This is a genomic window from Streptomyces sp. NPDC004031 (assembly GCF_053604375.1).
Map to the genome: position 1 here is coordinate 36,186 of NZ_JBSGHL010000064.1, position 13,866 is coordinate 50,051.

Consider the following 13,866-nt stretch of genomic DNA (forward strand, 5'->3'; position numbering starts at 1 on the left):
GGACGGCGTCACCCGACCGGCGCGGCCGCGGGCTCCAGCTCCTCCTCCGGAGAAGCCGCCGCCCGCGACTTCTCCGCGAGCGCCTCCACGCCCAGCAGGTCGTCCGCGACCGCGTCCGGCATGTCGGTGTCGAACCGCGCCAGCCGCCGTATCCGCAGCGCCCCGACCACCACCAGCGCCATGCCCGCCGAGCACAGCAGGAACATGAAGGCGACCCCGCGGCCGGGGCCCGTCCCCACGACGTGTCCCGCGCTCGACGCGAGCGCCCCGTGCTCGCTGAGCAGCCGGTTGAAGAGGTCGGAGCCGAGCGGGGCGATCAGGCCCATGCCGATGGGCAGCGTGGACCACGCGACGAGGGTGTTCAGGGCGAACACCCGCCCGTGGTAGCGGTACGGCACCTTGAGCTGGACGATCGTCGTGTAGACGGAGTTCATGATCGTCAGGAAGAACGTCAGGGCGAACGCGCCCGCCCCGATGAGCCACAGCGACGGCCGCAGGCTGACGAGGAAACCGCCCGCGGCCATGCACACGGTCGTGATCAGCACCCCGCGGAAGCGCTTGACGCGCGGTCCGCCCCAGATCGCCATCGTCGTGCCGCCGAGCATGACGCCGAGCCCGCTGACCACCGACACACGCCCGACGTCGCCGAGCGTCCCGAAGGACAGCACGAGCGGTGAGACGAGCAGCAGCAGCGGCGACATGAAGAGGTTGAGCACCGCGAAGAAGCTCAGGACGGAGCGCAGGCCGCGGTCGTTCCAGGTGTAGCTGAAGCCCTTGGCGATCTCGGTGGTGAGCGGCTCGCGCGGGCGCCACGGCAGGGTGTTGGGGAAGCGCACGAAGAGGACGACGGCGACGGCGAACGCGTAGCTGATGACGTCGATGAGGACGATGCCGTCCAGTCCGATGACGCTGAGCAGGCCCGCCGCGATGAGCGGGACGACGAGTTGGGCGACGCCGTTGGTCATCTGCGTGACGCCGATGGCGTGGCCCAGGTACTGCTTGGGCACGAGTTGCGGCACCGCGGAGCCGTAGGCGAGGCGCTGGAAGGTGGTGCTGATCGACAGGGCCGTGACCAGCAGGTAGATCTGCCAGACGTGGATGCCGCCGGCGAGGATGAGCCCCCACAGGATCGCCTCGATGATGCCGGAGGCGGCGTCGGCCCACAGCATGACGCGCCGCCGGTCGCCGCGGTCGACGATCGCGCCCGCGAGCGGGGAGATGAGCAGCCCTGCGAGGTTGAGCACGGCGATGAGCGAGAACTGCGCGAGGGACTTGTTGTCCACGAGCACGGTGAGCGGCAGCGCCCAGCCGGTGAGCGCGGAGCCGATGAGGGAGATCTGCTGGCCGCTGGCGATGGTCAGGAAGCGGCCCATGCTGGGACGTACCCGGTCCGCGTCGGCCCTCAGCGCCGCCTCGGACTCCGCGGTGGCGACGTCCTCGACCCACCAGGTGTCGCCGTCCACCCGCCGTGGCGGGTCGGGCAGTTGGGTGTGGGTACGGAGCGCGAGGGCGACCTCGGCGGCGCGGTAGCGCAGGAAGAAGTGGCCGCCCTCGTCGAGGACGACGAGCGCCGTGGTGTCGGTGAAGGCGCGCCACTCCTTGAAGCGCTCCTCGTACATCTGCGTGGCCGGATCGCGCTCGCCGATCAACGACACGACGGGGGCGCGCAGTTTGCGGCGGTCGGGCTGGTCGAAGAGCTTGGTGAAGTACTCCTCGGCGGATCGGGAGTCGTGCCGCATCGTGCGGATGATGCGGTCGGCGACGGCGGGGTCCAGCTCGTCGAGGTCCACACCGCGGGATTTCAGCGAATCCAGGTCGCTCTGGCTGCTGCGCAGCCGCTCGAAGAACTCGGGGCGGACCAGCCGCCGCCACATGCCCGCGGGTTTGGCGAAGGGGAAGATCGCGCCGATGTAGCAGGCCTCCAGTTCCCGCCCGGCGGCCTCGACGCGCCGCGACAGCTCGACGGCGAGCGCGGCGCCCACCCCGCAGTGCCCGTAGATCACCAACGGGCCCTCGATCGCGAGGATCTCCTCGGTCGTGCGCGCGGCCAGCTCGTCGAACTCCATCGGCTCCTCGTCGAGTCCGATGTCGTTGCCGGGGATCGAGAGGGCGTAGAGGGCTTCGTCCTTGGGGAGTTCGTCGGCGAGCGGCTGATAGACGATGGCGCTGCCGGAGCCGTACGGGACGCACACGTACGTCACGCGGGTGGACTTGCGGCGCGGGGTGAGGCGCTGGAGCAGGGGGCGCGGGCCCTCGGGGGCGGACTCCGAGGCGAAGTCGGCGAGTTCGGCGACGGTGCGGTTCGAGAACATGTCGACCAGGCCGACCGGGCGGCCGCCCGCGGGCAGCGCCGTACGGAGCTTGGCGACGACCTGGATGGCGAGCAGCGAGTGGCCGCCGAGGTCGAAGAAGTCGTCGTCCAGGCCGATGCGTGTCGCCTCCAGGACCTCCGCCCACACCGCGGCGACGATCCGCTCCACCTCGGTGGTCGGCTCGCGGTACGCGGCGGTCGTGACCTCCGGTTCCGGGAGCGCCCTGCGGTCGAGCTTGCCGTTCGGGGTGAGCGGCAGCGCGTCGAGGGCGATGACGTGCGAGGGCACCATGTAGTCGGGCAGGTAGCCGCGTACGGCGTCGCGCGCGTCGGCCGGGTCGTCGGGGCCGCCGACGAGGTAGGCGATCAGCCGCTGGTCGGGGCTGACGACGACGGCCGCCTCGCGGGCGCCCGTCCGGTCGCGCAACGCCGTCTCGATCTCGCCGAGTTCGATGCGCAGGCCGCGCAGCTTGACCTGGTTGTCGAGGCGGCCGAGGAACTCGATCGCGCCGTCGGGCAGCCGCCGGGCGGCGTCGCCGGTGCGGTAGCGGCCGCCCGCGAAGCGCTCGGCGGTCAGCTCGGGCCGCTTGTGGTAGCCGAGCGCGACGGCCACCCCGCCGATCGTCAACTCGCCAGGTACGCCGACGGGTACGGGCTCGCCGTGCGCGTCGAGGATGTCCAGGGTGACGTTCTGGATGGGGCGGCCGATGGGCACGCGGGCGCGGCCCTCCAGCTCCTCCGGTGTGCACTGCCAGGACGAGACGTCGATGGCGGCCTCGGTCGGCCCGTAGAGGTTGTGCAGTTCGGCGTCCGGCAGGGTGCGCAGGCAGCGCGCGGCGAGATCGACGGGCAGTTCCTCGCCGGAGCAGATGACACGGCGCAGGCCCGTGCACTCGGCCACGGAGTCGTCGGAGAGGAAGAGGCCGAGCATCGACGGGACGAAGTGCGCGGTGGTGATGGCCTGTTCGGCGATGAGCGTGCGCAGGTAGCCGGGGTCGCGGTGGCCGCCGGGCTCGGCGAGCACCAGCCGGGCGCCGGACAGGAGCGGCCAGAAGAACTCCCACACGGAGACGTCGAATCCGGCCGGGGTCTTCTGGAGCACGCTGTCGGCGGCGCCGATCCGGTAGCGCTTCTGCATCCAGTCCAGCCGGTTGACGATGCCGCGGTGGCTGTTGGGCACACCCTTGGGACGGCCGGTGGAGCCCGAGGTGTAGATCATGTACGCGGCCGCGCCCGGCTCGCCCGCCGCCGGGAACGCGGTGCCGGGCCCGCCCTCCCACACCGCCGGGTCGTCCAGGACGAGGACGGTCGCGCTGCTCGCGGCGAGCGCCTGCGCGGTGCCCGCGTTCTCGCCGAGCGCGCCCTGCGCGGTGCCGTCCAGCAGCCTCTTCTGCGTGAGGACGACCGGGGCCTGCGCGTCCTGGAGCATGAACTCCAGCCGTTCCGCCGGATATTCGGGGTCGAGGGGGACGTACGCGGCGCCCGTCCGCAGCACGCCGAGCAGCGCCGCGGGCAGGTCGAGGGAGCGTTCGGCGCAGACGGCGACGAGCGAGCCGGCGCCGACGCCCTCGTCGGCGAGCCGGTGCGCGATCCGGTCGGCCCGGGTGTCGAGCTGGGCGTAGGTGAGGGTGGCGCCGTCGAAGGTGACGGCGGGCGCGTCGGGGGTGCGGCGGACCTGGTCGGCGACGAGGCCGTGCAGCGTCGCGTCCGCGGGGTAGTCGGCGGCGGTGTCGTTCCAGCCGTCCAGCAGCGCGCGTTCGGCGGCGTCCAGCAGCGGAAGACGGCTCACTGCCGTACCGGGCGCGTCGAGCGCGGCGCGCAGCAGCGTCTCCAGGTGCCCGGCCATCCGCTCCACGGTCCCGGCCGTGAACAGCGAGGTCTTGTACGTGAAGGTGCAGGCCAGACCGCCGTCGCCGGACGGTACGACGTACAGCTCCAGGTCGTGCCGCGAGGAGCCGGGCGTGAGCGGGAAGTCCGCGACACGCACCTCGGCGCCGTCGTCGTCACCCGTGGCTACAGGGAAGTCGTGCATCGAGAACAGCGCGTCGACGAGCGGCTGACGGCTCGGGTCGCGCGGCACGTTCAGCTCCTCGACCAGCCGGGCGAAGGAGAGTTCCTGGTGGTCCAGCGCGTCGATCACGACATCCCGGGTGCGCGTCAGCAGCTCGGTGAAAGCCGGGTCGTCGGTCATGTCGGCGCGCAGCACCAGGGTGTTGACGAACATGCCCACGACGCCCTCGAACTCCGGCCGGGTCCGCCCGGCGACGGGCGTGCCCACGCCGAACTCCCGCTGGCCGGTGCAGCGGGACAGCAGCGCCTCGAAGGCGGCGAGCACGACCATGAAGCGCGTGGCGCCGTGCTCGCGGCCCAACGCGTCGATGCGGGCCGTCAGTTCGGCATCCAGCAGCCGTACGGTCGAGGTGCCCTCGAAGCGCTGCCGGGCCGGGCGGGGCAGGTCGGTGGTCAGCTCCAGCCGGGGCAGGCCGTCCAACTGCCGCAGCCAGTAGGTGCTTTCGCGCTCCAGCGTGCGGTCGCGCTGCCAGGCGGCGATGTCCCCGAAGCGCACGGCGGGCGCGGGCGCGGCCTCGTCCCGGTAGAGGGCGACGAGATCGCGGACGAGCAGCTGGGCGGACTGGCCGTCGGCGACCAGGTGGTGCACGAGCAGGGCGAGGACGTGCTCGGGCTCCGCGCCGTCCAGCCGCTCCACGAGCAGCGCCCGCAGCAGCGGGCCGTCCGCCGGGTCCAGCGGGATCGCGCACTCCTCGCCGATGAGCGCGAGGGTCTGCTCGTCGCTCGCCGCCTCCACGCGCGCGAGGGGCACAGGCGCCTCGTCGAGGACGTGCACGGCCGGATGGCCCTCGTCGTCTGCGGGGAAACGGTGCCGCAGACTGTCGTGGCGGCGCGGGAGTTCGGCGAGCGCCGCGGTCAGCCGCGCGACGTCCAGCGGTCCGGACAGGCGCACCGCGAGGGCGATGGTGTACGTGCCCGTGCCGGGCATGTACTGCTCCATGAACCACAGCGGTTCCTGCGCGGGCGCGAGCAGCGCCGGGGCGTCCGCGGGGCGCGCCGGGATGCCCTGCGCGCCGCGCTTGCCGCTGAGCCTGCGCCTGAGCAGTTCCCGCTTCGCCTCGGAGAGTTCGACGGCCGACGTCATCAGGCGAGCCTTTCCATGGAGTTCTTGAGCGCGTGCAGGAAGAGCGTCGCCTCGCGTCCGTTGATCAGCCGGTGGTCGTAGGCGAGCCCGATGTTCGCGGGCGAGCCGTCGCCGGGCGCGGTGACCGCGAGCGCGCACACCGTCCCGGGCAGCACGAAGGGCACGGCGAGCACCACGTCGGCGTCGGTGTGCAGGGTGACGGTGAAGTTCGCGCCCGTGAGGTCGCGTTCACGGAACGAGCCGGTCGTCGCGGCGAGCCGGAACGTCATCAGCCGCGTCGCGATCTCGCCGATCGACAGCCCGGCCGCGTCCCGCACGCACGGCACGAACAGGCCCTCCCCGAGATCGACGGTCACCCCGATGTGCGGGGCGTCCGCGAGCAGCGCGGTACTGCCCTCGACGCTGGCGAAGAAGCGCGGGAACTCGGCGTGCAGCAACGCCACTTCGCGAACGAACAACTCCCCCGCCCCGACCGGCCGCCGCACCTCCCGCGTCACCCGCTTCGCATACGCGAGCGCGGGCCCGAGATCCATCCGCACGACGGTGTAGGCGGCGGGGATCGTGCGGTGCGAGATCTCCACGGCCCGCGCGACCCCGCGCTGCACGCGCGGAAGCGCGACACGGGTGACGCCGGGGGCGTCGGCCGCGGGACCGGGAGCGCCGAGCCCGCCGCCCCCGGCGGGGGCGAGCCCGGTCGCCGCGGTCACCGCGGGTACGGGGCCGGGCGGTGCCGCCGATGCGCCGGAGGGTGCTCCGGTGCCTGCGGTCCGCGCCGCTCCCGCGGGTGCGGCCGGCCCCGGGCTGCCCACGGACGTGCCGCCCGGCACCACCGCACCGGGCCGCAGTGCCGCGACGTGCTCCCGCCGCACGACCGCGCGCCCGAGCGCGGCCACCTCCGCCGCGGAGACACCCAGCTCGTCCATGAGCTGCTGCGCGGGCCGCGTGACGAGCTGGTCGGCGCCCGAGCCGCCCGGCACGGCACCCGCTGCCTCGGGCACGCCCCCTCCGCCGTCCCCGCCGCCCCGGAGGGCCGGGACCGCACCGGCCCCGACGCCCGAGCCGCTTGCCGGGGCGACGCCCACGGCCACCGCAGGGCCCCGTACGGCATCCGCCCCCGCCACGCCGGACGACACACCACCGGGCCCGGCCACGGGCACGCCGGCCGGCGCAGCCCCGCCCGGCAGGGCACCCGGGGCCGGCTCCTCGCTGTCGTCGATGACGGCGAGCCGTTCGCCGGGGCGGCACACCGCGCCCGCCGCGAGGGCGTGCCGCAGGGTGCCCGGGGACGTCGCCTCCAGCTCTTCCGCGGCCTTGGAGGTCTCGACGACGGCGACCGGGTCGCCCACGGCGACGTCCGTGCCGTCCGGGACGAGCCAGTCCGTCAGGACGTATTCCGTGTCGTTGTTGTTGAGCTTGGGTACGAGCAGCTCAGCCACGCAGCGTCTCCAGGATCGTGCGGTGCACGCCCTCCGCGCTGACGAGGACGGCGCGTTCGAGGTGTGCGGCGGTGGGGATGGCGGAGTCGGCGGAGTGGACGAGGGTCACCGGGCCGTCGAGGCGCGACCACAGGCGTCGGTGCAGGACGTGGGCGACCTCGGCGCCCCATGTGCCGCCCGCGGTGCCTTCCTCGACGACGAAGATCCGCCGTACGTCGGGGAGTTGGAGGTCGTCGGCGTCGAAGGGGTAGAGCCGGGAGGGCACCAGCAGCGTGCAGGCGATGTCCTCCTCGACGAGGAGCGTGCGCATGGCGTCCAGCACGCGGTGGGCGACGCCGCCCGGCGCGATGACGACGCAGTCGGGCCGCTCGCCGGGCAGGCTCACCTCGGCGGTGCCGCCGTCGCGTTCGGCGAGGGCGAAGGGCGGCTCGACCTCGTACATCCGCTTGGTGTAGAGGACCTTGTCCTCGAACAGCACGCCGGGTTCGCCGCGTTCGAGCATCTCGGCGAGGACGGCGGCGCTGTCGCGGAAGGGCGAGGCCTCGTACAGCGCGAGGTTCGGGACGCCCACGAAGTGCTTCTGGAGGCTCTGGCTGTGGGTGGGGCCGTAGCCGCGCCCGCCGCCGACCGGGCAGCGCAGCACCATCCGCATCGGCACCGGGGAGCCGTACATGGTCACGGACTTGGCGGCGAAGTTGACCAGTTGGTCGAAGGCGAGGGCGGTGAAGTCGCCGAACATCATCTCGACGATCGCGCTGTCCCCGGCGAGCGCGAGCCCGGCCGCGACCCCGGTGATGGCGTTCTCGCTGATGGGCGTGGACAGCACGCGCTCGGGGAAGCGGGTGGAGAGCCCGCGGGTGATCTTGAAGGCGCCGCCGTACGGGTCGGCGATGTCCTCGCCGAGGACGTGGAGTTCGGGCCGCTGCTCCATGAGGCCGTGCAGCGCCGCGTTCAGGTTCTCGGCGACCCTCATACCGGCTCCCTGGCGGTGACGTCCTCGGCGACGGCGTCGATCCGGGCCCGGACGGCGGCGTCCAGCCGGGCGAAGCGCTCGGGTTCTGCGGCGGCGAGCCGCGGGTACCAGTCGGCTGCGCGGGCGGCGGCGATCTCCTCGGCCCCGCGGGTGTCGTCGCCCTTGCTGTGCGGGCCGAGCCGGTGTGTGGCGAACTCCGTGACGAGCGGGCGCCCTTGGCGTACGGCGGCGACCGCGGGCGCGAGCAGCGTGCGGATCTCGTGCAGGTCGGTGGAGGCGGTCCGCACGTGGTCGATCCCGAAGGCGGCGGCGCGTCCGGCGATGCTGCCCGCCATGGTGCGGGTGGTCGGCGTGGACTGGGCGATGCCGTTGTTCTCCACGACGACGAGCAGCGGCAGTTGCCACAGTGCGGCGAGGTTGAGGGCCTCGTAGACGCCGCCCTCGCCCCATGTCCCGTCGCCGATGTAGACGCAGGCCAGCGCGCCCGGTGCGGTGCGCTTCAGATGCAGGGCGACACCGCACGCGACGGGCAGGGACTCGCCCTGCACGCCGGTCGACAGGTAGCGGTCGCGCTTGATGTGCTGGCTGCCGCCGACGCCCCCGCAGACCGCGCCGCGGCGGCCCATGATCTCGGCGAGCAGTCCCTCGGGGTCGCGGTGCCGGGCGAGGTAGTGGCCATGGCCTCGGTGGTTGCTGAAGACGTGGTCGGCGGGGGCGAGCAGCGCGTCGAGCGCGACGGGCACGTACTCCTGGCCGAGGCAGGTGTGGGTGGTGCCGTTGAGCATGCCGCGGTCGAAGAGGTCGAGGAGCTTGAGTTCGAAGGCCCGGATCGTGAGCAGTTGGGTGAGGTCGTCGTCGGAGGGGGCGTCGCCCAGCGTGTGGGAGCGCTCCCAGATCGTGCTCGCCACGGTCATCGCCGGATCACCGCGACCACGCCCGCGACGGTGGAGTTGTCGAAGAAGTCGTCCAGGCCTATCTCCACACCGAGTTGCTGCTGCATGCGGGCGATGATCTGGGTGATCGTGAGCGAGTGGCCGCCGAGGTCGAAGATGTCGTCGTGCAGGCCGATCGGCGCCATGTCGAGCACCTGCTCCCAGATCTCCCGCACCTGCGCGACCAGCGGGTCGCCCGCGGCGAGCGCGTCGTCGGCCGGGGCGGCGGCGGGTGCCACGTCCGCGTCCTCCTCGCCCTGGACGACCGGCGCGGTGAAGTCGACGAGGTCGGCGAGCCGTTGCCGCGGGTCGCGTCCGGCCGCGTCGAGCAGCCGCGTGAGGTCGTCCACGAAGCGCCCGGCGGCGGGGAGTTCGAGCGGGTCGTAGCGCAGGCTCGCGACCGCGCCCGCCGGGCCGTGCGCAACCTGGAGCTGGAGCGCGCCGCGCACACTGTGGTTGAAGGCGAGCCACCGCACCTCGCCGAGCGGGCTGCGGGTGTCCGGCAGCCGCCGGTAGCTGATCGACACCGGGGCCAGCGCGGCGTGCGGCCGCAGTCCGGGCACGGCGCGGGCGAGCGGCACCTCGCGGTAGCGGTAGATCTCGCGCAGCTCCGTCCGCAGCCCGGCGGCGAAGTCGGCGAAGGCCTGCTGCCCCGACGGCCGGGAGAACAGCGGGAGTTCGTTGACGTACGCCCCGATGTGCGCGGCCTCGGCCTCCGTACGCGTGGCGAGGTCGAGCGCGGTGACGACCTCGGCGTTGCCGTACGAGGCGAGCAGCACGTGCACCGCGGCGACCAGCACCTCGAAGGAGGTCAGGCCGTCGAGGCGGGGCAGCGGCAGCGGCATCTCCAGCACGTCCGCGTCGGCGGCGCCGCGCGAGCGCAGCGCGCCCCCGGGCACGGCGGTGGCGGCGGGCTCGTGCCACCGTTCGGCCCAGAAGTCGGCAGCCTGCGGGAGGAGTTCGGCGACGCGCTCGCGCTGGGCGGCAGCGTGGTCGGCCTCCTCCAGCTCGGCGGGGATACCGCCCTCGTAGTACGTCGCGAGGTCCGCGACCAGCAGGTCCTTGGACGCCCCGTCGAAGACCAGGTGGTGGGCGACGACCACCAGCGTGTCGCCGCCGACCAGCACGAAGCGCACCAGCGGCCCGGTGTGCAGGTCGAAGGGCCGGGTCACGGCCTCGGCCACGGTGCCGGCCTCCTCCAGCGCGGGCAGCCGCCCGGCGGGGACGAGCGCCGGGTCGCCGTCCGCGTCGCTCAGCGCGCAGCCGAGCAGCGGGTGGCGCTCGACGACGGCGTGGCAGGCCTTGGCGAGCGCGCCGCGGTCCACGTCGCCGTCCAGGGCGACGACAAGGGGCATGTGGTAGGCGGTGCCGGCGCCCATGCGCGCGGCGATCCACATTCCGTGCTGGGTGAAGGAGAGTTGGCGTTTCATCGGACGACCTCTCGCAGGGCGCGTTTGTCCACCTTGCCGCCGTGGTTGCGCGGCAGGGCGTCGAGCGTGATCAGGTGGTGCGGCTGTTCGTGGGACGCCAGCCGGGTCTTGAGGAAGGCACGCAGGGCGGTGTGGTCGGCGGGGCCGACGACGGCGACGGCGACCGCGGTGCCGAGCGCGGGGTGCGGCACCCCGAACGCGGCGGCCTCCACGACGTCCGGGTGCGCGTACACGGCCTCCTCGACGTGCAGCGTGGACACCTTGTGGGCCCCGGACTTGACGACGTCGCTCTCCCGGTCGACCAGGTAGAGGTAGCCGTCCGCGTCGAGGTAGCCGAGGTCGCCCATGCGCACCCAGCCGTCGCGGAAGACGCCCGCGGAGGCGGCCGCGTCGCCGTAGTAGCTGCGGCTCGCGGTGGGCGAGCGCATCCAGACCTCGCCGGTCTCGCCCGCGGGCAGCGGCTCGCCCTCCGCGGTGGCCACCCGGACGTCGCCCGCGGAGGCGGGACGGCCGACGCTGCCGGGGCGGCCGGCGCTGTAGAGCATCACGGTCTGCGCGGGCGCGGCCTCGGTCGAGGTGTAGTAGTTGGCGATCGTCGCGCGCGGGAAGGCCGCGGCGAGTTCGCCGGCGATCCGCGCGGGCAGCGGCGCCGCGGCCGAACCGAGCAGCAGCACGCTGGACAGGTCGGCTTTCAGGTGCGCCCCGCTGGCCAGCAGTTCGATGGCCATGGTGGGGACGAGGAAGACGGTGCCCGCGCGGTGCTCCTCGATCATGCGGGCGAAGCGGCCGGGCGTGAAGCGGCCGAGGGTGACCACGGTGGGGTGCGCGCCCACGGCGTTGGCGAGCATCCACTGCCCGGCCTGGGTGCCGATCGGGAAGGCGTGCGCGAGCGTCTCGGAGTGCGTGAAGGGCTTGCGGCGGCCGCCCCAGCCGTGGCCGAGGTTGGCGTGGGTGGCCGCGACTCCCTTGGGGCGGCCGGTCGTTCCGGACGTGTAGAGGATCTGGGCGAGGTCGCCGGGGGCGGGCCGGACCAGGTCCGTACCCGGTTCCGCCTCGGCCGCGGGCAGCTCACCGGCCCGCAGCACGAGCGTGGCGCCGCAGTGGGCCAGCCGGGCGTCGATGTCGGCGGGCCCGAGCTGGTCGGACAGCGGTACGGCGACGGCACGGGCCTTGAGGGTGCCGAGGAAGGCCACCGCGTAGTCGATCCAGTCGGCGTTGCCGAAGACGAGCCCGACACGGTCGCCGGGAGTGACACCGCGGCGCAGCAGACCTGCGGCGACAGCGTCGGAGCGGCGCCACCAGCTTTCGAAAGTAAGGTTTCCTGCCCCCGCAACTTTCAAAGCCGGACGATCGGCTTCCGTTACCGCGCGGGCGCGCAGCAATTCGGAAAGGATCGTACTCACGTGCTGATCCCCCTGTGCCAAAACCGGGCAATAGCCGGTCAATTGACGGGATCGACGCCACAGCGCGGTGCAGCGCATCCCCCGAAATACGCTCATTGACTGAGCGGGCCTCACCCTGGCATCGTCACCCAGAACCGTCAACCCTCGAAAATGTGTCGGCTGAGTTTACGAAATTCACCGCCGACGCATCCGTCACAGCCGCCCCGAGACCGCCATCCCGTGGCTCTCTTCCCGGCTGCACCCGCTCCGGATGGTCGCGCCACGCACACGCACCGTGACGGATCCGAGGCCACGTACCGCACGCACCATCGCCTGCCATGCGTACCCGCACACGTACCGCACAGCACAGCACGGGGGAGAGACCTGTGAAGACCGGACCGCTCTCGTTCGGGCAGCAGAGACTGTGGTTCCTGCACCAGTTCGACCCCGAGGATGCCTCGCACAACGCCGGTTACGCCTACCGGCTGCGCGGCGCACCGGACGTTCCCGCGCTGGAGGCGGCCTTCACCGCCGTGGTCGCCCGGCACGAGGCGCTGCGCACCCGCTTCACCGCGCAGGACGGCACGGCCCTCGCGGTGGTCGAGGACCCGAGCCCGGTGCGCGTCGAGGTCACGTCGGCGGAGTCGGCCGAGCACGCCGAACGCGTCGTCGCCGCTCGCGCCACCGCCCCCTTCGACCTCACCGCCGCACCGCCGCTGCGCGTCACGCTGGTACGGATCGCGCCGGACGACCATGTGCTGTGCGTGGTCACCCACCACATCAACAGCGACGGCTGGTCCTTCAACGTGCTGCGTGACGAGGTCGCCGCCCACTACGCCGGACAGGCCCTGCCCGCACCGCCGTTGCAGTACGCCGACGTGGTCGCCGCCGCCGGCGACGCCCAGGCCGACCCCGCCTGGTGGGTCGAGCAGCTGTCCGGCGCGCCGGACCTGGAGCTGCCCACCGACCGGCCACGCCCGGCCGAACGCACCACCGACGGCGGCGAGGTCCGCTTCACCCTCGGCACCGAACTGGCCGACGCGGTAAGGGCGTTGGCCCGGCAGACGCGCTGCACGCCGTACATGGTGCTGCTCGCGGCCTACGAGGTGCTGCTCGCGCGGCACAGCGGGCAGACCGACTTCTGCGTCGGCACCCCGGCCGCCGGGCGTGGACGCCCCGAACTGGAGCGCGTCATCGGCTACTTGTCGACGACGATGGTGCTGCGCTGCGACCTGGGCGGTGACCCGTCCTTCACCGACCTGGTCCGTGCCACCCGGCGCGGCGTGCTGTCCGGACTCGCCCACCCCGACGTGCCCTTCGAGCAGCTCGTCGGCGCGCTCGGCGTCCCGCGCGACCTCAGCCGCACCCCGATCTACCAGGCACTCTTCGCCCTGCACACGCACGGCACCGTCGCCGAACCGCTCCCCGGCCTGGACGCCGAACCCTTCCCCTTCGGCTGGCACTCCGCCCGCACCGACCTGACCCTCGACCTCTACGAGCAGCCCGACGGCAGCATGGTCGGCATCCTCATCCACAGCACCGACCTCTTCGACGGCACGACCGCCGAACGCCTCGTCGCGCGCTTCCTCCACCTCCTCGGCTCGGCGACCGCGGCTCCCGAACTGCCGGTCAGTGAGCTGGAGTTGCTGCCGGTGGCGGAGCGGGAGCTGCTGGCGTCGTGGGACGGTCCGGTGGTGGAGCTGCCGCCCGTGACGCTCGTGGACCTGGTGCGTGAGCGGGCGGAGGCGGCGCCGGACGCGGTGGCGGTGGTGTCGGGCACGACCGTCCTCACCTACCGGCAACTGGTCGCGGCGGCCTCGCGGTTGGGTGCCGAGCTGCGGGGTCGGGGTGCGGTGGCGGGTGCGCGGGTGGCGGTGCTCAGCTCGCGGCGGGCGCACATGCTGGTCGCGCTGCTGGGGGTGGTGTGGTCGGGGGCCGCCTACGTGCCGGTGGACCCGGAGTACCCGAAGGCGCGGATCGACTACGTCGTCCAGGACTGCGGGGCCGCGCTCGTCCTGACGGACGCGGACCTGGACGGGGTCCTCGACGACCTCGACGGCGCGAGCACCACGGACCTGCCGCGCCCCGCGCCGTCCGACACCGCGTACGTCCTCTACACCTCCGGCTCCACCGGCAACCCCAAGGGTGTGGTCGTCCCGCACCGGGCGCTGGTCAACTTCCTGCTGGCGATGCGGGATCTGGTCGGCTCCACCGAACGGGACCGGTGGCTGGCGCTGACCTCGCTGTC

7 protein-coding genes are annotated in these 13,866 nt (G+C 73.2%); 1 reads left to right on the top strand and 6 read right to left on the bottom strand.

Translation table 11 applies throughout. The features are described 5' to 3' along the window. Positions 1–8: 8 nt before the first annotated feature. The 6 genes from ACWERV_RS30685 to ACWERV_RS30710 are packed head-to-tail and all read right to left on the bottom strand — an operon-like array spanning position 9 to position 11,735. Complete coding sequence (locus ACWERV_RS30685) at positions 9–5,465, bottom strand: non-ribosomal peptide synthetase/MFS transporter (protein ID WP_452939243.1); 5,457 nt, start codon at positions 5,463–5,465, stop codon at positions 9–11. Next, positions 5,465–6,901: a 2-oxo acid dehydrogenase subunit E2 gene (locus tag ACWERV_RS30690; RefSeq protein ID WP_452939246.1), complete on the bottom strand. Its 1,437-nt coding sequence runs from the start codon at positions 6,899–6,901 to the stop codon at positions 5,465–5,467. The genes ACWERV_RS30685 and ACWERV_RS30690 overlap by 1 nt, the downstream gene beginning before the upstream one ends. Beyond that, the gene (locus ACWERV_RS30695) at positions 6,894–7,874 is read right to left on the bottom strand and encodes an alpha-ketoacid dehydrogenase subunit beta (RefSeq protein WP_452939248.1); all 981 of its coding nucleotides are present in this window, start codon (positions 7,872–7,874) and stop codon (positions 6,894–6,896) included. Before ACWERV_RS30695 ends, ACWERV_RS30690 begins: the two co-directional genes overlap by 8 nt. Beyond that, positions 7,871–8,788 carry a thiamine pyrophosphate-dependent dehydrogenase E1 component subunit alpha gene (locus ACWERV_RS30700; RefSeq protein WP_452939251.1) on the bottom strand — a complete coding sequence of 306 codons (918 nt, stop codon included), beginning with the start codon at positions 8,786–8,788 and terminating at the stop codon, positions 7,871–7,873. The genes ACWERV_RS30695 and ACWERV_RS30700 overlap by 4 nt, the downstream gene beginning before the upstream one ends. Then, a complete protein-coding gene (locus ACWERV_RS30705; protein ID WP_452939252.1) occupies positions 8,785–10,236 on the bottom strand; it encodes a condensation domain-containing protein in 1,452 nt (483 codons plus the stop codon). Before ACWERV_RS30705 ends, ACWERV_RS30700 begins: the two co-directional genes overlap by 4 nt. Continuing rightward, the gene (locus ACWERV_RS30710; RefSeq protein WP_452939254.1) at positions 10,233–11,735 is read right to left on the bottom strand and encodes a class I adenylate-forming enzyme family protein; all 1,503 of its coding nucleotides are present in this window, start codon (positions 11,733–11,735) and stop codon (positions 10,233–10,235) included. The genes ACWERV_RS30705 and ACWERV_RS30710 overlap by 4 nt, the downstream gene beginning before the upstream one ends. Positions 11,736–12,004: 269 nt before the next feature. Here ACWERV_RS30710 and ACWERV_RS30715 point away from each other — a divergent pair. After that, a partial coding sequence (locus ACWERV_RS30715) for a condensation domain-containing protein (RefSeq protein ID WP_452939256.1) occupies positions 12,005–13,866 on the top strand: 1,862 nt, incomplete at its 3' end.